Source organism: Pusillimonas noertemannii (assembly GCF_003096595.1).
Taxonomy (GTDB): Bacteria; Pseudomonadota; Gammaproteobacteria; order Burkholderiales; family Burkholderiaceae_B; genus Pusillimonas; species Pusillimonas noertemannii.
In genome coordinates, this window is the sequence record NZ_QEKO01000004.1 from 224718 (window position 1) to 245721 (window position 21004).

Genomic DNA, 21004 nt, shown 5'->3' on the forward strand with positions numbered 1-21004 from the left:
CACTGTGCAACTGGCGCAAGGCCTGTGGATGCAGGGCGTCGCGCACGCACAGCTTCACGCAGGACCGGCGCGCCGGGAAAGGCTCCTGAAACACTGGCCTCGCGGCTGCAAAACGTCTACCATACCGGCGGTAACGATGTATATCTGCTCTATACAGAATTTGGAAGGCGCATGGTTAAAACCCGATACCTCCCGGCCCTCTTGCTTGCCTGCGCGGCAATCACTTCCCCCGCCACCGCTCAGCAGGCCTCTGGCGACCAAGGCATATATGTGGGCGTGTTCGGCGGGGTGGGCGCCGCCACCGCGACCAGCCTGCAGCAGCGAGGCGCGGTCTTCCTGCGGCCGCCCCAGCGCTTGCCCATATTGCCCATCAACGCCAAGGGCTCCACGTCAAGCAGCACCAGCGTCGCATTGGGCGGCGCGCACCTGGGCTACGAATGGAACCCCCTGAAGCTGAACCCCAGCTGGGGCCTGCGGCCCGCGGCCGAACTCGAGGGCATCTACATTGGCAAGCACTCGCCCACCGGCGAAATGCCCGTCATGCCCCGCTTTCTGGGCATGCAGTATGTCACGGTTCCCACCACGGTCGGAGTCTTTCTGGCCAATGCCGTCTTCACCCTTGAAACGCCCTATTCCAGCAAGGTCTTTCCTTACGTAGGCCTGGGCGCGGGCATGGCCTTCGTATCCATCAAGGGGGCCGACTCCGCCAACCCCTCCGAGCCCGGCATCAATCACTTCAACTCCGACCCCAATGCCTCCGACTGGGCTTTCGCCATGCAGGTCAAGGCCGGCGTCAAGGCACAGGTTTCCAAGAACCTGCGCCTGTTCGCCGAGTACCGGCATTTGTCCATCGACGCCACCAGCTACAAGTTCGGCGCCACCGACTATCCCGGCCTGCATCTTCCCACCGCCACCTGGCACGTGAACATGGGGCGCCAAAAGTACAATTTGTTCGTGGCGGGCCTGCAGTACAGATTCTGAAGTTCTTTTTTGCAAAAGAGACAAGCATCGCCCCGATCGCAGGCGAAGTGCGGGCACGCTCGAGAAATAGCCTTCTTCCATAAAGCTGTAACAAAGGGCCGCAACAATAGAGCCCTTCGGCTATTTCCCTCACGCGAACACATATGACCCCAGAATTCCGCTTTCGCCTGAACGCAACGGCGCGCGCCATTGCTGCCTGCTCCCTGGCCTTTACACTCGCCGCATGCAGCTCGTCCAGCAATGACGACAACGAGGCTCCGCCCGCCACAGAAACCCCCGCGCCCGAACCCGAAGCCACGCCCGCGAGCCTGAAGCTGTCCTTGCTGGGCCGCTACGAGACAGGCAAGTTCGGCGTCAGCGCGGCCGAAATTCCCTCTTATGACGCGGGCACAAAGCGCGCCTTCGTAGTCAATGCACTGGACGGCGCGGTCGACGTGCTGGACATGAGCGACCCGGCCAAACCCGTGCGCATCGGCGGCCTCGACGCTTCGAACGTGGCGGCCGGAGCCGAAGTCAACAGCATCGCGGTCCATGACGGGCTTATCGCCCTGGCCATCCAGATGGCCGACAAGACACAGCCGGGCTACGTCGGCTTCTATCAGGCCGACACCCTGGCCGAGATCAACCGGGTGAACGTAGGCGCCCTGCCCGACAACCTGGTCTTCACTCCCGATGGCAAGACAGTGCTCGTGGCCAACGAGGGCGAACCCAACGACGACTACAGCGTCGACCCCGAAGGCTCGATCAGCATCATCGACATCAGCAACATCCAGACGCCCACCGTCCGCACGGCCGGCTTCCAGGCCTGGAACGGCAAGGAACAGGCGCTGCGCCAGGCCGGCGTGCGCATCTTCGGGCCCGGCGCGAGCGCCGCCCAGGATTTCGAGCCCGAGTACATCGCCGTATCGGCCGACAGTGCCACGGCCTGGGCCACCCTGCAGGAGAACAACGCGCTGGCGCGCATCGACATCGCCAGCGCGACGGTGACCGACATACTGCCCCTGGGCTACAAAGACCATGGCCTGGAAGCCAACGGCATGGACACCAACGACGAAGACCGCGTCATCGACATCCGTGCACGCCCGGGCGTGCTGGGCATGTACCTGCCCGACGCCATCGCCGCCTACGGTGCACAAGGCAAGACCTATCTGGTAACAGCCAATGAAGGCGATGCGCGGGCGTGGGGCGAGGACAACCAGGACTACTTCGGCGCCGACGAGAACACTGCAGGCGATCCAAATCTGGGCTTCGTCGAAGAGTTCCGTGTCAAGCACTTGGTGCACGACAAGGGCGTGGCAAGGCGCCAGGGCGACGACCTGCCACCCCAGCTGCTGGCGTTGACTGAGCGCGGCCTGCTCAACCCCGAGGTCTTCTCTTACTGCGGCGCGGCGACCACCGCCACCGGCGGCGGCGAAACCACCAGCGGCGACTGCCGCGAAGACGAAGAGTTGGGCCGCCTGAACGTGACCTGGACTCTGGGCTATCAAACCGACCCAGCTACGGGCGAGCCGATCATGTTCAACAAAGATACTGGCGCCGAAGACCCGACCGGCACCGCCATCATGTACGACAATCTGTATTCCTTCGGAGGCCGCTCTTTCTCGATCTGGGACGACACCGGCAAACTGGTGTGGGATTCGGGCAAGCAGTTCGAAGCCTACCTGGCATCGGACGAATGCAAGCTGGGCCCCGCGCGCGACATCGACTGCAAGCTCTATTTCAACTCGGGACACGATGAAGGCGACGCCATGGACAGCCGCAGCGACGCCAAGGGCCCCGAACCTGAAGGCGTGGAATTGGGCACCATAGGCGAGAAGACCTTCGCGTTCATCGGGCTGGAGCGCATGGGTGGAATCATGGTCTACGACGTGACCGATCCGGCCGCGCCCGTTTTTGTCGACTACTACAACAGCCGCAGCGACTGGAGCACTGAAGACGTTGAATCAGTGGCCGGCTCGGCCGGCGACCTGGGGCCCGAAGGCCTGAAGTTCGTTCCCGCCGCGCAATCGCCCAACGGCCAGCCCCTGCTGATCGTCGGCAATGAAGTCAGCGGCACCACTTCGGTCTACGATCTGGGCCAGACGTTCGCCTCTTCGACCTAGGGTTTTTCTGGATCGTCTCTTTGCTTGCCACTGCTTGGCCCGGCGTGTAGTATTAATCAGGCATATATCAGGATACCTGATATATGCCTGATTTTACACCCTCGCCGATCACCATAAGAAAGCAAACAGGAGACATGCATGGAGAAGCGCCTTACCCTGACCACGCTGGCGGTATTGACGGCCCTGCTGTATGGCTGCGGCAGCAGTAGCGGCAACGACGACAAGAAGCCCGACGACCCGCCGCAGCTCAGCTGCGCCGACATTACCACCGAAGCGCTGGACATACCCGGCCTGGTCATTAGCAAGGCCACTGAAGCCGCGGCCACAGATCCGGGCACCAGCGCCTCGACTCCGGCGCACTGCCTGGTCGAGGGCGAGCTGAACCAACGAAAGAGCGATGTCGACAACCAGCAATACGCCATCGGCTTCGAGGTCCGCCTGCCCACCGACTGGAACGGCCGCTTCTTCTTCCAGGGCGGCGGCGGCACCGACGGCGCCGTCAATCCCGCGCTGGGCGGCCTGCCCGGCGAAGGACAGACCACCAATGCGCTGAGCGAAGGCTATGCGGTGGCCAGCACCGACGGCGGGCACAAGAGCATCGACGACGGCACGCCGGCGGGCGGCTCGCTGTTCGGCATGGACCCTCAGGCGCGCATCGACTATGGCTACAACGCCGTGGGCGAGGTTACCAAGGTGGCGCAAACGCTCATCGAGCGTCATTACGACAAAGAAGCCGACCATTCCTACTTCGTGGGCTGCTCCAACGGCGGCCGCCAGGCCATGGTGGCGGCTTCTCGCTTTGCCGACCTGTACGACGGCGTCATCGCGGGCAACCCGGGCTTCAACCTGCCCAAGGCCGGCATCCAGCACGCCTGGGACAACCAGCAATTCGCCAGCGTCGCTCCTCTCGACACGGCCACCAACCGCCCCATCATCGAGCAATCGTTCAGCATTCCAGACATGAAGCTCGTGGCCAGCAAGGTGCTTGGCGTTTGTGACGGGCTGGACGGCCTGAAAGACGGAATGGTCTTGAACTCCTCCGCCTGCCAGGCGGCCTTCGACCCCGTCAAGGAACTGGTCTGCACCAGCGGCCAGACCGCGGGCACCGATTGCCTGGGCGACGCAGCCAAGGTCGAAGCCCTGGTCCGCGTGTTCGACGGCCCCCGAAACTCCAAAGGGGAATCGCTGTACGCAAGCTGGCCGTGGGACGCCGGTGTGGGCGAAATGGGCTGGCGCGTATGGAAACTGGCCATGCCCTTTCCCAATCCAGACCCCACCATCCCCAATTCCATCATCGCCACCATGGGGGGCTCGGCCCTGCCCTACATCTTCATGACGCCGCCCAAGGCGGTATCCGGCGCCGGACACGGGCTGATCGACTATCTGCTGGCCTACAACTTCGATACCGATGCGCCCGGCATCTATGCCACGAACGACATCTACACCCAATCGTCGATGCAGTTCATGACGCCGCCCGATCCCACCGACCTGAGCGCCTTCAGCGCCAAGGGCGGGAAGATCATCGTCCATCACGGCAACAGCGACCCGGTGTTCTCGGTGCACGACAGCATCCAGTGGTATGAAAACCTGAAGAATGCCGATGCCAAGGCCGGCGACTATGCCCGCCTGTATACCGTGCCCGGCCAGAACCACTGCGGCGGGGGCCCGTCGACCAGCCAGTTCGACTTGCTGACTGCGCTGGTGGACTGGGTGGAAAACGGCAAGGCGCCCGAGCAGATCATCGCCATGGCCTCGCCCGACAGTACGCTTACCGACGTGGAAAGCCGTCCGCTTTGCCCCTACCCGCAATATGCCAAGTACGACGGCAGCGGCGACCCCAAGGTGGCTTCCAGCTTCCAGTGCGTCGCATCTTAAGCCAGCCTGCAACGGGCTGATATAGAAAGCCGGGCTCGCAAGCCCGGCTTTCTTGCGTTTGGAAACTGAACCGCACGGCGCGCCATATCGTCGCTGACAATGCGCTTAATCGCATGCAGCGCCGACAAGCAAGCGAAGACGGATTCGCCGCCGCACGCTGGGTAAGCTTGTATTCAGGAATGCACTTTGCTGGGGTCGTGGCCGTATTGCGATGCGGAGACAATCATGACCACAGCCAATAAATCACCGGGCGCAGCCGCGGGCAATCTGCTCTCGCGCGCGTGCGCTGCGGCCTCGCCAAGCACCTGGCCCAGCGGCGCACCGGATTTCTTCAGCCGACGGCGGTTCGTGCAGGCCGCGCTGGCCCTTCCCGCGGTGCTTGCCCTGCCCGCCTGCAGCAACGAGACGCAGCGGCCGGCCCTGGCCCGCACATTCTTCTCGGCTGACGAATACCGCTTCATTCAGGCCGCCACGGCACGGCTCATACCCGGTGACGACAAGGACCCCGGCGCCCTCGAGGCGGGCGTTCCGGTCTTCATAGATCGCCAACTGTCGGGGCCATACGGCCGCGCCGACCGCTGGTATATGGAAGGACCGTGGGCGGCGGGGTCGGACCAGCAGGGCTACCAGCTGGAGGAAACCCCGGCTCAACTGTATCGCAAGGCGATCGCGGGCGTGGACGCCTACTGTCGCGAGCGCCATGACGGCAAGCCCTACGCCGAGCTGTCGCCCGAGGACCAGGACCAGGTCCTGCACGATCTGGATGAAAACAAGATCGAACTGGAGGACTTTCCGGCCCAGGCATTTTTCTCGGTTCTTTGGCAGAACACACAGGAAGGTTTTCTCTCCGACCCGATGTACGGCGGCAATCGCGACTTCGCAGGCTGGAAGCTGATCGGCTTTCCGGGGCCCCGCTACAACTATGTCGACGAAATCACGCGCTACGGCGACCCCTACACCATGCCCCCTGTGGGCCTGTTGGGACGCGACGGTACGCGCATGCGCTCGTAAAGGAGGAAGAATGGCCAAAAGACTGAAACCCGTGGATGTCGTTCTGGTTGGATTCGGCTGGACCGCGTCGATCATTGCGCAAGAGCTCACCGAAGAAGGCGTGCAGGTGCTTGCGCTGGAACGCGGCATGGATCGGGCCACCGTGCCCGACTTCGCCACGACCCATATACAGGATGAGTTGAAGTACGCGGTGCGCGGCGGCCTGTTCCAGGCCCCTGTGCGCGAGACGCTGAGCTTTCGCAACACACGCGACCAGACGGCGTTGCCCATGCGCAATCTGGGCTCTTTCAGGCCCGGCGCCGGCGTGGGAGGCGCGGGAGTGCACTGGAACGGGCAGACCTGGCGCTTCCTACCCGACGATTTCGTGCTGCGTTCTCATGTAGAAGAGCGCTACGGCGCCGGCTTCATTCCCGAAGACCTCACCATTCAGGATTGGGGTGTCACCTATGAAGAACTGGAACCTTGCTTTGACCGCTTCGAGTACCTGTGCGGCGTATCGGGAAAGGCCGGCAATCTGGAAGGCGCGCGACAAACTGAGGGCAACCCATTCGAAGGCGCGCGCAGCCGCGACTATCCCCTGCCCCCGCTTGAACGCAGCATCGGTTCGCTGATGTTCGACAAGGCGGCTCGCGAGCTTGGCTACCATCCTTTTGCCGCCCCGGCCGCCAATACCTCGCGCCCCTACAAGAATCCGCTGGGCGTGCAGATGGGCCAGTGCACCTATTGCGGGTTCTGTGAGTGGTTTGGCTGCGGCAACTATTCCAAGGCCTCGCCGCAGTCGACCATACTGCCCGTACTCCTCAAGAAGGACAACTTCTCGTATCGCACCGGGTGCGACGTGACCCGTGTCTTGCTGGACAACACCGGCAAGAAGGCCAGGGGCGTGCTGTACCGCGACCTGCAAGGCCAGGAATACGAACAGTCCGCACAACTGGTGATCCTGTGCGCCTTCGCGCATCACAATGTGCATCTGCTGCTGCTTTCGGGCATAGGCACGCCCTACGATCCGGCAAGCGGCACCGGGGTTACCGGCCGCAACTATGCCTACCAGATCACCTCGTCGGTCGAGGTCTTCGTCGATGAGCTGATCAACCCCTACATGGGTGCAGGCGCGCTGGGCCAGGCCATTGACGATTTCAATACCGACAACTTCGACCATGGCCCGGAAGGCTTCATAGGCGGAGGATACATCGCCCTATGGACAACGGGCGGCCGCCCCATTCTGCAGCATCATCTGCCCAAGGACACACCCAAGTGGGGAGCCGGCTGGAAGAAGGCCATGGCCGAGAACTACCTGAAGAGCGTGTCCATTTCCACGCACGGCAGCGTCGTCAGCCATCGTCAGGCCTATCTCGACCTGGACCCCACCTACAAGGACATATACGGCGACCCCCTATTGCGCATGACCTTCGATTTCCACGACAACGACTACCGGATGTCGGACTTTCTCACCGGCAAGGCGGAAGGCGTCGCCAAGGCGATGAAGCCAAGGTCGATCAACGTAAAAGGACGCAAGAAGCCCTACTCGATCGTGCCCTACCAGACCACGCACAACACGGGCGGCGCGGTCATGGGCGACGATCCGCGCACCAGCGTCGTCAACCGCTATCTGCAAAGCTGGGACGTGCCCAATGTGTTCGTGGTGGGCGCCTGCAATTTTCCCCAGAACGCGGGCTACAACCCCACCGGCACCGTCGGCGCACTGGCCTACTGGGCGGCCGACGCCATACGCGGCATGTATTTGAAGAACCCCGGGCCGCTGGTCCAGGCCTGAACAGGAGGCGACATGCATGCACATAAACATGGGCTGGAAGCCCTGCTGCTGAGCGGCCTGTGCGCACTGGCCGCCGCCGCGCATGCGCAGGGCACCGAATTCACCCAGATCCAGAGGGGCCGCTATCTGGCCGCCGCGGGCGACTGCGTTTCCTGCCACACGGTAAAAGGAGGCAAGCCCTTCGCGGGCGGCTATCCGGTCGAAACGCCATTCGGCACCATTTTCTCCAGCAACATCACTCCCGACATCGAGACGGGCATCGGCAACTGGGGCGCCGACGATTTCTACCGGGCCATGCACGAAGGCGTGCGCAAGGACGGCAAGAACCTGTATCCGGCCTGTCCCTATCCCTGGTTCACCAAGATGACTCGCGAGGACAGCGATTCCTTGAAGGCATTTCTGGACACGCTGGAACCCGCAAGAGCCTTTCCGCCCGAAAACGAATTGATCTGGCCGCTGGGCTGGCGCCAGTTGGTGTCGGGATGGAAGCTGCTTTTCTTCACTCCGGGCCAGTACGTCGACAATCCGGCGAAGTCCGAAGAGTGGAACCGCGGCGCCTACCTGGTGACCGGACTGGCGCATTGCGCAGCCTGCCACACACCCAAGAACATGCTGGGCGCTTCGAAGAACAGCAAAGCGATGCAGGGCGGCGATGCCGGCGAAAGCTGGTTCGCGCCCAGCCTTACCGGACACCAGCGCGACGGCCTGGGCAGTTGGTCGGTCGACGACATCGTGCAATACCTGGCTATGGGGGCCAATCGAGATACCGCCAGCACCGGGCCCATGACCGAGGTGGTCATGAACTCTACGCGCCATCTCAGCAAAGAAGATCTGGCGGCCATGGCCACCTACCTCAAAAGCATTCCCGCCCACGATGCCGGCATTGACGATGAAAAGAATCCGGAGATCGGCGAGGACGTCATGGCACGCGGCAAAGGCATCTATATAGATCAATGCATGGGCTGCCATATGGCGGACGGCAAGGGGCAGGCGGAAGCCTTTCCTCCGCTGGCCGACAGTCCGCCCATACAGGCCGCAGAGCCGCAGACCCTGATACAGGTGGTATTGGCCGGCGACCACATGGCCGATCCGCCGGAACTGCCGAGCGGCCTGGCCATGCCCGCCTTCGACTGGAAATTGAACGACGAGGAGATCGCCGATGTGCTGACCTACGTTCGCAATGCCTGGGGCAACAAGGCCCCCGCCGTTTCAGAAGACCAGGTCGGGAAGGTCCGCAAGGCCGTGCATGAATACGGACCGCGCTACAAGCGCCTTATCTCGCACTCGCTGCATTGAGGAAGCGCCATGCCGCAGCTTCTGGAGCGCTCGGAAGTCCTGCTGGTCAAGCTGATATTGCTGGTGCCGGTGGCTTTGCTGGTCTTGACCGTGGCGGGCATGGTCTGGCGCACGACTTCGCCTGTGGAACCCGGCGTGGCGGTGCCCCAACCCATACCCTTCAGCCACAAGCATCACGTCGGAGACGACGGCATAGATTGCCGCTATTGTCACACCACGGTTGAAACCTCGGCTTCCGCCGGCATGCCCACCACCGGCATCTGCCTGAGCTGCCATTCGCAGCTGTTTCGCGATGCGCCCGCCCTGGCGCCCCTGCATGAAAGCATGCAAAGCGGCAAACCCATTGCGTGGAACCGGGTATATGACCTGCCCGATTTCGTGTTCTTCAATCACAGCATTCATGTGAACAAGGGTGTGGCTTGCGTCAGTTGCCACGGCAGGGTGGACCAGATGCCGGTACTCGTGCGGCAGCAGGCGCCAGACATGCAGTGGTGCCTGGACTGCCACCGCGATCCCTCGGGACGGGTGGTGCCGCTTGACCATATCACCGCCATGGAAAGCTTCCCCGCCCTTAGCGACGCCCAGGCCGAACAGCTGCTGCAATCGCTGCGGCTCGAAGACCCTCGGCGCCTGACTGACTGTTCCACCTGCCATCGTTGAGTAAAGCGCCCCATGAGACGTCTCGTCGCACCCACCGCAAGCACCGCCGCCGCCATCGGGGTCGATGGGGGCCGACGGCGCGTGCTCAAGCTGATGGCCGCCTCGGCGGCCCTGGCGGGTTCGGGATGCGGCCAGCCGCCGCCCGAAAAGATCAGGCCTTATGTGAACATGCCCGAAGGCATGGCGCCCGGCGATCCGGTTTTCTACGCCAGCACCCTGCTGCGCCACGGCTGCGGCATGGGCGTGCTGGTAGAGACCGAATCGGGCCGCCCCATCAAGATAGAAGGCAATCCCGCCCATCCCGCCAGCCTGGGCGCTGCCGATGCACAGTCCCAGGCCGCCATCCTGACTCTTTGGGATCCGGAGCGCTCCCGAACCGTGATGCGCGGCGGCCAGCCGTCTACCTGGACGACCCTGCTCGACTCCCTGGCGACGCAAATGGGCCAGGAGGCCGCCGCGCGAGGCAGGGGGCTGCGGCTGCTGTCCGGCCCGGTGTCCTCTCCCACCCTGCTGGCCCAGATCGGCGAAATCCTTGCGCGCTTTCCCGAGGCACGATGGCATGTGCATGACCCCGCGGGCTGCGACGCGGCGAATCACGCGGCACGACAGTTGTTCGGAGGCCCCGTGCAGCCGCTCTACCGCCTGGAGCACGCACACACCGTACTGAGCCTGGACGCCGAGCTGTTCGGGCCGTCGGCCGACGGCCTGCGCAATGCCCACGACTTCATGAACGCCCGGCGTGGCGAGCCCCGGGCGCGCATGTATGCGCTGGAAAGCACTCCCGGCCTTTGCGGCGCGGTGGCGGACACGCGCATCGCCCTGAGCCCCGCCGGCATGGAGGCGGTGCTCGACATGATCGCCTCGCAGCTTGGCGTTTCCGATGCGATGGCCGAGCAAAGGCCCGGGCCGCAAGCGGCATGGGTAAGCCGCCTGTGCACCCAGCTGAGCGCCGCGCACGGCGCCAGTGCCGTGATTCCAGGCCATAGCCTGTCTCCCCGCGCGCACCTTCTGGCATGGCGGATCAATACGCGGCTGGGCAACCTTGGCCGGACGATCCACCCCATCGCGCAGCGGTTGCCGCCCGCCCCTCTTGCCGACGGCACGCACGACGCTGCCCCGGCGCCCGAAGGCCTGGGAGCCCTGGTACAGGCGATGCACGACGGAGACGTGCAGACCCTGTTGATGCTGGACGTGAACCCTGTGTACGACAGCCCCGGCGCGCTCGATTTCGCCAGGGGCTTGAGCAGGGTGGCCTGCTCGATACACATGGGCCTTTACCGCGACGAGACCGCGCACGCCAGTAGCTGGCATATACCCATGGCGCACGAGCTGGAGGCCTGGAGCGATGCGCGCAGCTTCGACGGCACGGCAAGCCTCGTTCAGCCCGTCATCGCGCCCCTGTATGGCGGCCGCTCTGCCCACGAAGTGCTGGACATGCTGGCCCACATGCGCACGCGCAGCGCCCATGAGCTCGTGCGGGCCCAATGGAGAAACACATGGAACATGAATGACGCCGAAGAGTTCGAGCGCCGATGGGAAGAGGCATTGCGCCGGGGCGTGATCGAGGAGGCGCAGGTACACCGGCTTGTGCCCATCGATGAAAAGGCATTGAAGGCGCGCCTTCCCGAGGGGCCTGGCCCTGAACCGCAGCTTATTGCCGTATTTGCGAATGACCACAACATCGTCTCTTGCAATCAGGCCAACAACGCGTGGCTGCAGGAATTGCCGCGGCCCTATACGAAAATCACCTGGGACAATGCCGCATTGATCGGTCCCGCCACGGCTGGCCGGCATGGCTTGCGCAATGGCGACGTGGTGTCCCTGTCCTCGGCGGACAAGCCCGACGGGCTGCTGGCCCCGGTCTGGGTCGTGCCCGGCCAGGCCGAAGGCGTCATTACGCTGCCTCTTGGCTATGGACGGCGCCAGGGAGGCTCGGTCGCACAAGGACGCGGTTTCGACGCCCATGCCTTGCAGGACGTGCGAAACGGCATGTCGCTGCGCAGCGCTGCCGTGCAATTGCGGTCCACCGGGCAACGCTATGCCTTTGCCGTCACGCAACACGAGATGGGCCTGGCGGGCCGTGAGCCCGTGCGCAGCGTAAGCCTGCATGCCCGGGACGGAACTGATGCCGCCGATGCAGCCCCGCCTTCGCTGTATCCGCCGCGCCAGTATGACGGCCCGGCCTGGGGCATGACGGTGGACCTGGACGCATGCATAGGATGCAATGCCTGCGCCATTGCCTGCCAGGCCGAGAACAACATACCGTCGGTGGGCCCGGAAGAAGTCGCGCGGGGCCGGGAAATGCACTGGATGCGCATCGATGTCTACCACGACGATTCCGGCGGCCGGGCGCAATTCCAGCCCATGGCCTGCCAGCACTGCGAGAACGCTCCCTGCGAAATCGTGTGTCCGGTCGGGGCCACCATGCACGACAGCGAGGGCTTGAACGTGCAGGTGTACAACCGCTGCGTCGGCACGCGCTTCTGTTCGAACAACTGTCCTTACAAGGTCAGGCGTTTCAATTTCTTCGACTACGCCGACCATGATCCCAGCGCCGCCGCCCGCGCCAACCCGGACGTGACGGTGCGCCAGCGGGGCGTCATGGAAAAGTGCACGTATTGCGTGCAGCGCATTTCGCACGCGCGCATCGAGGCCCAGAAGCAGGGCCGGCCCCTAAGGGACGGCGATGTGGTGACCGCCTGCGAGGCGACCTGTCCGACGCAGGCCATCGTATTCGGCGACACGGCCGATCCGCACAGCCGCGTCAGCCGGGCCAAGGCCTCCGCGCGCAACTACACCGTGCTGGCCGAACTGAACACCCGCCCGCGGACCAGCTACCTGGCCCGCATCCACGACAAGGAAGCCGGCCTGGGGGAGGACGATGGCTGAGCGCGAGGAAAAAGCCGTTTCACCCGGCACCCCGGAACTGGGCGCCGGCTGGACCGCGGGCGGCGTCACCGACAAGATCGCTGGCGTGGTGCTGGGGCGCGGGGGCCCATGGACGCGCGGATGGCATGCGCACTGGCGTTGGCGCAGCGCCTTGCTGATCAGCTTTGGCGGCGTGCTGACGCTGCTGGCCGCCAGCACCTGGCTTTTCATGCGCGGCGTGGGACTGTTCGGCGTGAACATTCCCGTCGCCTGGGGTTTCGCCTTGGGCAATTTCGTCTGGTGGATAGGGATAGGCCACGCAGGCACCTTCATCTCGGCCATCCTGCTGCTGCTGCGCCAGCGGTGGCGCACGTCCATCAATCGCTATGCCGAGGCAATGACGCTTTTCGCAGCCGGCATCGCCGGGCTTTTCCCCATATTCCACCTTGGGCGGCCATGGTTCGCCTATTGGCTGCTGCCCTACCCCAACCGCATGGAGCTCTGGCCGCAATGGCGCAGTCCGCTGGTCTGGGACATATTCGCCATTTCCACCTATCTGCTGGTGTCGCTGCTGTTCTGGTACGTGGGCCTGATTCCCGATCTGGCCTCGCTGCGCGACAAGGCCGCCAGCCGGGGCAAGCGCTTGGGCTACGGCATTCTGGCCCTGGGATGGCGCGGCGACGCCCGGCATTGGCGCCATTACGAGACCGCCTATCTATTGCTGGCCGGCCTGGCCACGCCCCTGGTGGTTTCGGTGCACACCGTCGTGGCGCTGGATTTTTCCATAGGCAACACCCCCGGCTACCATTCGACCATTTTTCCGCCCTATTTCGTCGCCGGTGCGTTGTTCTCGGGGTTCGCCATGGTCATCACGCTGGCCATTCCGTTGCGCCACTACTTTCGGCTGCACGACTTCATTACGCTGCGGCACCTCGAGCTGGCCGCCAAAGTGATGCTGGCCTGCAGCCTGTTCGTCGCCTACGGCTACGCAAGCGAGATATTCACCGCCTACTACAGCGGCGACACCTACGAAATACACATGACCCAGGACCGCTTCACCGGAATGTACGCGCCGGTGTACTGGGCCTACATGTTCTGCAACGTGGTGGTGCCGCAGCTGCTGTGGTGGCGGCGGGCGCGGCGCAACGTCCCCACGCTGCTGGCCGTAAGCCTGCTGGTCAACGCCGGCATGTGGATGGAGCGCTTTGTGATAGTCGTCCAGAGCCTGCACGCGGACTATCTGCCTTCGGCCTGGGACGTCTTCCTTCCTTCGGTCTGGGACTGGGTCTTCCTGTTGTCGTCCATCGCCCTGTTCGTATGGCTGTTCCTTATGTTCATCCGCTATCTGCCCATGATCTCCATGGCCGAGATGCGGGGGCTGGTTCAGGAAACCGCTGAGGAGGCCAAGCCATGACGCCCCGTTTCTATGGTGTGGTGGGACGCTTCGAAACGCCCGACGCCCTGCTCGAAGCCATACGCTGCCTGCGCCGGCGGGACCGCCATCTGCGGCTCGAGGCCTATGCGCCTTACGCCGTGGAAGGCCTGTCCGAAGCATTGGACCTTCCCCGTGGCAAAGTGCCTCTTTTCACGCTGATCGGCGGTGTGCTGGGAGGGGCTTCGGGCTTCTTCATGCAATGGTATGCCGCCGTCGTCTCTTTCCCCGTGAACATCGGCGGACGGCCGCTGAACAGCTGGCCCATGTTCATACCCGTCACCTTCGAGATGACCATATTGGGCGCCGCGCTGGCCGCCGTGCTCGGCATGCTGGCCGTCAGCGGCCTGCCGCGCCTGCACCATCCCATTTTCGACGCGCCCTGCTTCGGCCTGGCGACACGCGACCGCTACTTCCTGTGCCTGCGTCCGCCGCCCGGCATGCCCGGCCCGGCGCCGGCAAAGCAATATCGTGAAGTGCTCGAATCGCTGGGGGCTACCGCTTCGGACGAGGTATGGACATGAGGATCTGGATCGGCCCGCTGCTGCTGACCGCGCTTGCATTGGCACTGTCCGGATGCGAGCGCAGCATGCGCGACATGTACGATCAGCCGCGTGGAAAGGCGCATGGCTCGAGCGCCCTGTTCTCCGATGGGGCCGTCTCGCGCACTCCACCCGCCGGCACGGTGATTCACGCGCGCGGAGCGCGCGCAGGCTCGTCCAGCGGCCGGCTTGGCGCCGACGCTACTGCCCGGCGCGTCCGAGACGAAGCCGCCCGGACGCAGCCCTATCCGCTCGACATGCAATTATTGAAGAGGGGCCAGGAGCGCTTCTCGATCTATTGCCTGCCCTGCCACAGCGCCGCAGGCGACGGCGACGGCCGCGTTGTGCGGCGAGGCTTTCCCTCGCCGCCCAGCTACCACAGCGACCGCTTGCGCCAAGCCACCGACCGCTATGTCTATGACGTGATCAGCCGAGGCTATGGGGTAATGCCCTCTTATGCGGATCGCATCGATCCCGCCGACCGCTGGGCCATCGTGGCCTATGTGCGCGCCCTGCAGTTGAGCCGGCACGCGCGAATGGACCGCCTGCCGCGCGACATCGCCGAAAAGGCCCGCGAGGCCTTGCCCGCCCGGCCGGCCATGCCGGAGCAAGCGCCATGACAAGAAGCCCTGCACTCCGCGCGGGTTGGGCGGGCCCTGCATTTCTCGCCGTCGCCGCCTGCGGCCTGGGCCTGCTCGTCGATCGCCGCGTCTTCTTTGCATGCTGGCTGGCGGCCTGGTGGACATGCGCCAGTGCCGTGCTGGGTTCACAGGCCAATCTCTGGCTGCATGATCTTTCCGGGGGAAGCTGGGGCGTGCCGCTGCGCCCCGTGTGGCAGAGCGTCGTCGCCGCCATGCCCATGCTGCTGGCCTTGATGCTGCCCCTGCTCGCCGCGGCATGGACCTTCTATCCGTGGAGCCAATCCGGCTGGCAGCCTGATTCCCGGCATCCGGGGTTTCAGGCGGCATGGCTGTCGCCCGCATTCGTCACTGTCCGCCTGATCGCCTATGCCGCGCTTTGGCAGCTGTTCGCGTTGCTGCCCACCCGCCGCAAGGGAGTCAGCGCAGCCGGACTCCTGATATACGCTGTAACCCTGAGCCTGGCCGCCGTCGATCTCGTCCAGTCATTGACGCCCCAGTGGCATTCGAGCGGCTTCGGGCTGCTGGCCATCGGCATGAGCATGAAGCTGGGCTTCGCGCTGGGCGTCGCCGCGGCCTTGTGCCCGGCCTCCAGGCACGCTCGCGCGGGCGCCTCGCCCATGAACCTGCCCCCGCAGCTTGGACGAGACTGGGGCAATCTGCTCTTGATGTATGTGCTGATGTGGGCTTACCTGGGGTTCGTCCAGTTCCTGATCATCTGGGCCGAGAACCTGCCCCCTGAGATTGCATGGTATGTGCCGCGCCTGCAGACCGGGTGGGTATGGCTGGCCGTGGCGCTGGTGGTGGGCGGGTTTTTCCTGCCCCTGCTTCTATTGCTGTTCCGGGCTTTCAAGCAGCATCGCCGCGCTTTGCGGATTCTGGCCCTGGCCTTGTGCGCGCTGGGCTGGCTCGAATCGGTCTGGATCACGCTGCCTTCGGTAAGGGGGCTGGGCTGGCATGCCGTCTGGATGGCCCCGCTCATCCTGGCGGCGATGGCGTTCCTGCTGTGGAGGGGAGCCGGCCTCGTCCAGGCGGCGCCACCGGCTTGCCGGAGCCCCGATGGAACCTCACCCTGCAAGGAGGACCGCTTGTGAACCGGCCGTTCGAGACCGAGACTTCCACGCGCGGCGTAGTGGCCGTACTGATCCTGCTGCTGGCCGCTGTGGCGCTGGTGCTTGCCGCGGCGGGTTCATTGATGCGCATCTGGAACCTGGGCGAAACATTCGCGCAGCGCGACGATGCCCGGCAACCCCCGCCTGGCCTGGAAGCTGCGCCCCAACGGGCGCTGCAGGCCTATGTGGCCGAAAAGCAGCGCCTGACCCAGAGCTATGCGCCGGTAGAGGGCGATACGCGCCTGGCGCAAATTCCCGTGGATGAAGCGATGCGGGCTCTGGCCGCGCCTTCCGGACGCCCCGCCGCACAGCGCGCCGCTTATCTCATGGGCCTGACTGAGGACGAACCATGAGGGCACTTCATTCTAAGCGCATGGCTTTCCACTTGGTGGGCTTATGCCTGCTGGCCTGCATCGCCGGCACAGCCCAGGCCCTGCCGCTTACCCAGTTTCGCCAGAACCTGGGCGTTCAACTGCCGCTGGACACCGTTTTCCGCGATGCTCAGGGGCGGCAGCGGCATCTGCGCGATTACTTCGGCAAGCACCCCGTCGTACTGGTGTTCGGCTACTATCATTGCCCGCGACTGTGCAGCACGGTCATGGACGGCGTGCTGCAAGGGTTGGGCGGCACCGGCCTACCCCACACCGTGCTCGGCGTGGGCATCGATCCGCGTGAAACGGCTAACGATGCCGCGCGCAAGCTCGACGCGTACCTGCGAAGCGGCGCCGACGCACGGGAACTGCATCTTCTCACCGGCCATCGGGCCGATATCAGACAACTCGCCGAGGCGGCTGGTTTCGACTATGCCTACGATCCGGAAAGCGACCAGTACAGCCACCCCGCCGGCTTCCTCATTGCAAGCCCTCAGGGCAGGATCACGCGCTATTTTTCGGGCTTGCGATTCGACCGGAAAGATGTGCGGCTTGCCTTGATCGAGGCGTCGGACGGACAGGTAGGCAGCGTCATCGAGCAGATCCAATTGCTGTGCAGCCATTACGATCCGCTGGCGGGGCGCTACACACTTGCCATCATGTCGATGATGCGGGTGGCGGGTGTGCTTACCCTGATCGCCTTGGTTGCCGGGGTGGCGGCGGCGCGGCGCCGTTCACGCAAAAAGCACGCGGCGGAAACGGCCGCCACGCGCGCAAGCGGGAGGCCTGCATGAACCAGGGCATAACCCTGCTTCCCCCGGCCGCATCGGCCGCCGCGCGAAGCACCGACAGGCTCTATCTGTTCCTGGTGGGATTCTCGAGCCTGATGGCGCTGGCAATCGTCGCGGTCATGGTCTGGTTCTGCTATCGCTACCGCAAGGGCTCCAGGGCCGATCGCAGCAACGCCCCGACTCATGGACGCGGCCTGGAAGCCGCCTGGACGATCGCGCCTTTCCTGGTCTTCATGTACCTGTTTGCCTGGGCGGCGCATGACTACTCACGGCAGTTCCAGGCGCCCGGCGACGCCTTGCGGGTATTCGTTCTTGCCAAGCAGTGGATGTGGAAGGCAGAGCACTCCAACGGACGGCGCGAGATCAATGAACTGCACGTTCCCATCAATACGCCGATCAAGCTGGTGCTTGCCTCCCAGGACGTGATCCACAGCTTCTTCGTGCCGGCCCTGCGCAACAAGCGCGACGTGGTGCCGGGACGCTACACCGTCATGTGGTTCCAGGCCGACCGGACCGGCGAATACATGCTGTTGTGCGCGGAGTACTGCGGCACGAATCACGCAGAAATGAAGGGCCGCATCATCGCCATGGAACCCCAGGACTACGCCCGCTGGCTGGACGGCGGCGCCGACCACCCAGGCCTGGCCGAACGCGGCTACGCGATTTTCCGCAGGAATGGATGCATGGGATGCCACGCGGCGGCATCGTCGGTGCACGCGCCCGAACTGTCGGGGCTGCTGGGCCGCCGCGTGCACCTGGCCGACGGCAGCGTCGTGGTAGCCGACGAGACCTATGTGCGCGACTCGATGGTCGAGCCGCAAAAAGCAATCGTCGCCGGCTACGACGCCATCATGCCCTCGTTCAAGGATCAGCTCGACGAAGAAGAAATCATGGCGGTCATTGAATACATACGGTCGCTCGACACCGGCCGGCTCATGGGAGAACGTCCATGAACATCGGCCGCCCCGCCCCGCCCCGCGCTATGCCGGATGGGTCTTCATCCAGCTACCTGCATGACGGCTACACACTGTGGTCGTGGCTGACCAGCCGCGACCACAAGCGCATCGCCATCCTGTATGCGCTTTCCATTACCGCCTTCTTCTTCATTGGCGCGGTTGCCGCCGCGCTGATGCGGCTCGAGCTCGTTACGCCCGCAGCCGACTTCGTCGACGCCGACACCTATAACCGGCTGTTCACGGCTCATGGCGTCATCATGGTGTGGATGTTCCTGATCCCGTCCATTCCGTCCGTGTTCGGAAACTTCGTCCTGCCGCTGATGATAGGAGCACGCGACCTGGCCTTCCCGCGCCTGAACCTGCTCAGCTGGTACCTGTATGCCTTTGGCGGCCTGTTTACCATCGCAGCGCTGATGCTGGGCGGCGTGGACACCGGCTGGACGTTCTACACCCCCTACTCGTCGGTGTTCTCCAACACCCACGTCATCCTTACCCTGGCCGGCGTGCTGATAGTGGGCTTCTCGTCGATTCTCACCGGACTGAACTTCATCGTCACGGTGCATACGCTGCGCGCGCCCGGCATGGGCTGGATGCGCATGCCCCTGTTTGTCTGGGCCATATACGCCACGAGCGTCATCCTGGTGCTGGCCACGCCCGTGCTGGCGATTACCCTGCTGCTGCTTGCCGCGGAGCGTGTGCTGCATATCGGCCTGTTCAACCCCGCCTTGGGAGGAGACCCATTACTGTTCCAGCATCTGTTCTGGTTCTACTCCCATCCGGCGGTCTACATCATGGTGCTGCCCGCCATGGGCGTGGCCAGCGAGATCATTCCCTGCTTCGCGCGCCGGCCGGTATTCGGCTATCGCTTCATGGCCTTCGCCATCATTGGCATCGCGGTCATCAGCTTTCTGGTGTGGGGGCACCATATGTTCGTCAGCGGCCAGTTGGTATATGCCAGCATGGTGTTCTCGGTGCTGAGCTTCACGGTGGCCGTACCGTCGGCCATCAAGGTGTTCAACTGGACGGCCACCCTTTACAAGGGGGCCATCACCTTTTCGGCGCCCATGCTGTATGCCCTGGGCTTCGTGGTGCTGTTTCTTCAGGGCGGGCTGACCGGCCTGTTCCTGGCCTCGCTGGCGGTGGATGTCCACGTTACCGACACCTACTTCGTGGTGGCGCACTTCCATTACATCATGGTGGGCGGCGCCGTCATGGCCTACCTGGGCGCCGTACACTACTGGTGGCCCAAGATCACCGGACGCCTTTATTCCGAAGCCTGGGCCCGGACAGCCGCGCTCATCATCTTTGCCGGCTTCAACCTGACCTTCTTCCCCCAATACCTGCTGGGCTACGAAGGCATGCCGCGTCGCTACCACAGTTATCCCGACCACTTCCAGGCTCTGAACGTCCTGTCCTCCGGCGGTGCGGCCCTGCTCGCCCTGGGTTATCTGCTGCCGGTTGCCTACCTGCTGTGGTCCTTGCGGCGTGGTGCCCGCGCCCCATCCAACCCCTGGCGTGCAAGCGGCCTGGAATGGACTACGCCCTCGCCGCCGCCCCAGCACAATTTCGATCGGCCGCCAGACGGTTCGAAGCCTCCGTATGACTATCCGCCCATCGGGAGCACACAGGAATGAACACCGCCTCCGGCCACGTCGACACCATCGAAGATGCGCGCGCACGCCTGGGAATGTGGGTTTTCCTCGCATCCGAAATCATGTTCTTCGGTCCGGTGTTTCTCGCCTACCTGTATGGACGGCATGCCTGGCCCGAAGCATTCGAAGCCGCCAGCCGCAGTACCGATTTCTGGCTTGGAACCATCAACACCGCCGTGTTGCTGAGCAGCAGCCTGTTTGTCGCCATCGCCTTGCTGCTGGCCCAGCGCGGCGACCTTCGCCCGGCGCGGCGCTCGCTCGATGTGGTTGTGCTGCTGGGTGCTGTGTTTCTGCTGATCAAGGGTTGGGAATACCGCCAGGACTGGCTGCAAGGCCTTGTTCCCGGCCGGGCGGGATTTCATGTCGAACACGCCGCAAACCAGGCCGCCGCGCAGCTTTTTTACTTCATCTATTTCTTCGCCACGCTGCTTCACGCCGTGCACATGGCCATCGGAATCGGCCTGATGCTGTACTGCCGCGGAAAGCTCGCCGGCCCGAAGGGACGCAACAGCGTGCGCCGCCTGGAGATATGCGGCCTGTACTGGCACTTCGTAGATATCGTCTGGATATTCCTGTTTCCCGCACTCTATCTCGCGGGGAGGGCATCATGAAGACGCTCATTCTTACCTGGTTCGCCCTCATGGTCCTGCTGTGCATCACGGCATTTGGCTCCCTGCTGCCGCTGGGGCCGGCGAACGCCATTCTGAACGCGGCCATCGCAGTGGCCAAGGCCGTGCTGGTTGCCATGTTCTTCATGCACCTGCGCCACGGCATCGCCCTGATACGCATCGCCGCCGTGGTGGCATTGGTCATGCTGAGCCTATTATTCATCCTGAGCGGCGCCGATTTCCTTACGCGCCATATACAGCACAGCGCATGGCAAGGCCGGGGGAGCGACTTATCCACCGAATCTGTGCGCAAGCCTGTGAATAATTATTGAACG

At 64.0% G+C, this 21004-nt stretch carries 18 protein-coding genes; all 18 read left to right on the top strand.

All coding sequences use genetic code 11. From position 1 onward, the window contains the following. Positions 1-171 precede the first annotated feature (171 nt). The 18 genes from C7440_RS14360 (at position 172) to C7440_RS14445 (ending at position 21001) form a co-directional block, all read left to right on the top strand. The gene (locus tag C7440_RS14360; protein WP_116519010.1) at positions 172-981 is read left to right on the top strand and encodes an outer membrane protein; all 810 of its coding nucleotides are present in this window, start codon (positions 172-174) and stop codon (positions 979-981) included. Positions 982-1124: 143 nt separating this feature from the next. Then, positions 1125-3083 carry a choice-of-anchor I family protein gene (locus tag C7440_RS14365; RefSeq protein ID WP_116519011.1) on the top strand — a complete coding sequence of 653 codons (1959 nt, stop codon included), beginning with the start codon at positions 1125-1127 and terminating at the stop codon, positions 3081-3083. Positions 3084-3221: 138 nt separating this feature from the next. Further along, positions 3222-4958, top strand: a complete 1737-nt coding sequence (locus C7440_RS14370; RefSeq protein ID WP_116519012.1) for a tannase/feruloyl esterase family alpha/beta hydrolase — start codon at positions 3222-3224, stop codon at positions 4956-4958. A gap of 225 nt (positions 4959-5183) precedes the next feature. After that, positions 5184-5969, top strand: coding sequence for a gluconate 2-dehydrogenase subunit 3 family protein (locus C7440_RS14375; RefSeq protein WP_243410925.1), 786 nt, complete (start codon positions 5184-5186; stop codon positions 5967-5969). 10 nt (positions 5970-5979) lie between these two features. Continuing rightward, positions 5980-7743 (top strand): GMC family oxidoreductase, encoded by a 1764-nt coding sequence (locus tag C7440_RS14380; RefSeq protein WP_116519013.1) that lies wholly within the window; start codon positions 5980-5982, stop codon positions 7741-7743. A 12-nt stretch (positions 7744-7755) separates the two neighbouring features. Further along, complete coding sequence (locus tag C7440_RS14385) at positions 7756-9039, top strand: c-type cytochrome (protein WP_116519014.1); 1284 nt, start codon at positions 7756-7758, stop codon at positions 9037-9039. Positions 9040-9048: 9 nt separating this feature from the next. Then, positions 9049-9699 (top strand): cytochrome c3 family protein, encoded by a 651-nt coding sequence (locus C7440_RS14390; protein WP_116519015.1) that lies wholly within the window; start codon positions 9049-9051, stop codon positions 9697-9699. 12 nt (positions 9700-9711) lie between these two features. After that, the gene (locus C7440_RS20125) at positions 9712-12588 is read left to right on the top strand and encodes a 4Fe-4S dicluster domain-containing protein (protein ID WP_116519016.1); all 2877 of its coding nucleotides are present in this window, start codon (positions 9712-9714) and stop codon (positions 12586-12588) included. Continuing rightward, a complete protein-coding gene (nrfD, locus tag C7440_RS14400; protein WP_116519017.1) occupies positions 12581-13981 on the top strand; it encodes an NrfD/PsrC family molybdoenzyme membrane anchor subunit in 1401 nt (466 codons plus the stop codon). Before C7440_RS20125 ends, nrfD begins: the two co-directional genes overlap by 8 nt. After that, the gene (locus C7440_RS14405; RefSeq protein ID WP_017523298.1) at positions 13978-14523 is read left to right on the top strand and encodes a DUF3341 domain-containing protein; all 546 of its coding nucleotides are present in this window, start codon (positions 13978-13980) and stop codon (positions 14521-14523) included. The genes nrfD and C7440_RS14405 overlap by 4 nt, the downstream gene beginning before the upstream one ends. Then, positions 14520-15161 carry a c-type cytochrome gene (locus tag C7440_RS14410; RefSeq protein WP_243410926.1) on the top strand — a complete coding sequence of 214 codons (642 nt, stop codon included), beginning with the start codon at positions 14520-14522 and terminating at the stop codon, positions 15159-15161. The genes C7440_RS14405 and C7440_RS14410 overlap by 4 nt, the downstream gene beginning before the upstream one ends. Then, positions 15158-16273: a hypothetical protein gene (locus C7440_RS14415; RefSeq protein WP_116519019.1), complete on the top strand. Its 1116-nt coding sequence runs from the start codon at positions 15158-15160 to the stop codon at positions 16271-16273. Before C7440_RS14410 ends, C7440_RS14415 begins: the two co-directional genes overlap by 4 nt. Next, positions 16270-16644 (top strand): hypothetical protein, encoded by a 375-nt coding sequence (locus C7440_RS14420; RefSeq protein WP_116519020.1) that lies wholly within the window; start codon positions 16270-16272, stop codon positions 16642-16644. The genes C7440_RS14415 and C7440_RS14420 overlap by 4 nt, the downstream gene beginning before the upstream one ends. Continuing rightward, positions 16641-17456, top strand: a complete 816-nt coding sequence (locus C7440_RS14425) for an SCO family protein (protein WP_133244295.1) — start codon at positions 16641-16643, stop codon at positions 17454-17456. The genes C7440_RS14420 and C7440_RS14425 overlap by 4 nt, the downstream gene beginning before the upstream one ends. Beyond that, the gene (coxB, locus tag C7440_RS14430; protein WP_017523293.1) at positions 17453-18406 is read left to right on the top strand and encodes a cytochrome c oxidase subunit II; all 954 of its coding nucleotides are present in this window, start codon (positions 17453-17455) and stop codon (positions 18404-18406) included. Before C7440_RS14425 ends, coxB begins: the two co-directional genes overlap by 4 nt. Further along, complete coding sequence (gene ctaD, locus C7440_RS14435; protein ID WP_180064394.1) at positions 18403-20043, top strand: cytochrome c oxidase subunit I; 1641 nt, start codon at positions 18403-18405, stop codon at positions 20041-20043. Before coxB ends, ctaD begins: the two co-directional genes overlap by 4 nt. Continuing rightward, a complete protein-coding gene (locus C7440_RS14440) occupies positions 20040-20672 on the top strand; it encodes a cytochrome c oxidase subunit 3 (RefSeq protein WP_116519023.1) in 633 nt (210 codons plus the stop codon). Before ctaD ends, C7440_RS14440 begins: the two co-directional genes overlap by 4 nt. Beyond that, complete coding sequence (locus tag C7440_RS14445; RefSeq protein ID WP_116519024.1) at positions 20669-21001, top strand: cytochrome C oxidase subunit IV family protein; 333 nt, start codon at positions 20669-20671, stop codon at positions 20999-21001. Before C7440_RS14440 ends, C7440_RS14445 begins: the two co-directional genes overlap by 4 nt. The last annotated feature ends 3 nt before the right edge of the window (positions 21002-21004 follow it).